Here is a 1,462-nt window from a genome sequence, read left to right as displayed (position 1 = left end):
TAAAATGTACCCTATAGTGTAGACACTTTGAAAAAAGGTCTCTCTATAGGGTGCATTTTTGTATAATGAATAAAAAATCATTTATGTTGGGGAAGTCTTATGTCTAAAAAAGCTTTTACAGAGAAAGAGATTGCATTACTATCTAGTAATCCATATGTTCAATCGGTTAGTCCAAAGGGTATTACCTATTCTGAGGAATTTAAGCAACATTTCATTTCGGAATACCATAAAGGAAAGTTTCCAAGAGAGATTTTCGATGAAGCAGGGTTTAACGTGAATATTCTTGGTATAAAAAGAATTAAATCGTCATCTGAGCGTTGGAGAAGGGCTTATGAAAAAGAAGGGGTTCTAGGTCTTAAAGACAGCCGCAGTGAGAGCTTGGGAAGACCCCGAATTAACGAACTTTCGCTTGAAGAAAAAAACGCTAGGTTAAAGGCGCAAATAAACCTTCTGAAGGCTGAGAATGAACTCTTAAAAAAGATTCGTATGGCAGAAAGGGGGCTGAACAAGTAAAAGTCCCAGCTAGACAGAAATACATTCTGATTCATTCAGTTATTGAAAAATATAATCTAAAACATATGGCGAAATATCTTTGTGAGGTATCTGGTGTTTCACGTAGTGGTTATTATAATTATTTCTCGCAAAAGTCTGAGGAACAAAGAAAACGCAAAGATGAAAAGGATGAAGTGGCAAAAGAATTGATTTTAAAGGCCTTTCGCTTCAAAGGCCGTATGAAAGGGGCACGTCAAATCAAAATGACATTGGCGGGTCAATTTCAGTGTGTCTACAATTTGAAACGAATCCGAAGGATTATGAAAAAATACGGCATTGTCTGTCCGATTAGAAAAGCAAATCCATACAGAAGAATGATGAAAGCAACACAAGAACATCGCGTCGTGCCAAACCTGCTAAACCGTCAATTTAAGCAAGGGATTCCTGGTAAAGTGCTACTTACTGATATCACTTATCTGAATTACCAGAATGGTCAAAGAGCCTATTTATCCGTAATTAAAGACGGTTCAACGGGGCAGATCCTAGCCCAACATTTATCAGAACGCATCACGATGGAACTAGCCACTAACACCTTGCACAAGTTAAAGAAGAATCAAAACTTTAAGAAAGCAAAAGATGCCTTACTCCATTCAGACCAAGGAACTCACTATACCCACCCTGATTTCCAAAAGCTTGTCAAAAGACTAGGGCTACGTCAGTCTATGTCCAGACGAGGCAACTGTTGGGATAACGCACCGATAGAATCGTTCTTTGGCCACCTTAAAGATGAGACGAATATAAAGTCGTGTAAAACTTTAGGTGAATTAAGACGTGAAATAGACAAGTATATTACTTACTACAATCTTTACAGGTATCAATGGAACCTAAAAAAGATGACCCCTGTTCAATACAGAGATCATCTTCTTCAGGCTGCCTGACCTTTTTTAAAATGTCCTTTACATAGGGTACA

The 1,462-nt window shown here is 37.8% G+C and carries 1 protein-coding gene; it reads left to right on the top strand.

What is annotated here, in order from left to right:
- Nucleotides 1-99 precede the first annotated feature (99 nt).
- A protein-coding gene (locus D0463_RS19055; RefSeq protein WP_254052867.1) for an IS3 family transposase occupies nucleotides 100-1,430 on the top strand; the annotation gives its coding sequence in 2 pieces (ribosomal slippage) (nucleotides 100-469 and nucleotides 469-1,430; 1,332 coding nt in all).
- Nucleotides 1,431-1,462: the final 32 nt, after the last annotated feature.

Source organism: Bacillus sp. V59.32b (assembly GCF_003429085.1).
In the GTDB taxonomy this organism is placed as follows: domain Bacteria; phylum Bacillota; class Bacilli; order Bacillales; family DSM-1321; genus Peribacillus.
Note: the sequence above shows the minus strand (reverse complement) of the source record. Positions and strands in the feature narration are given on the sequence as shown.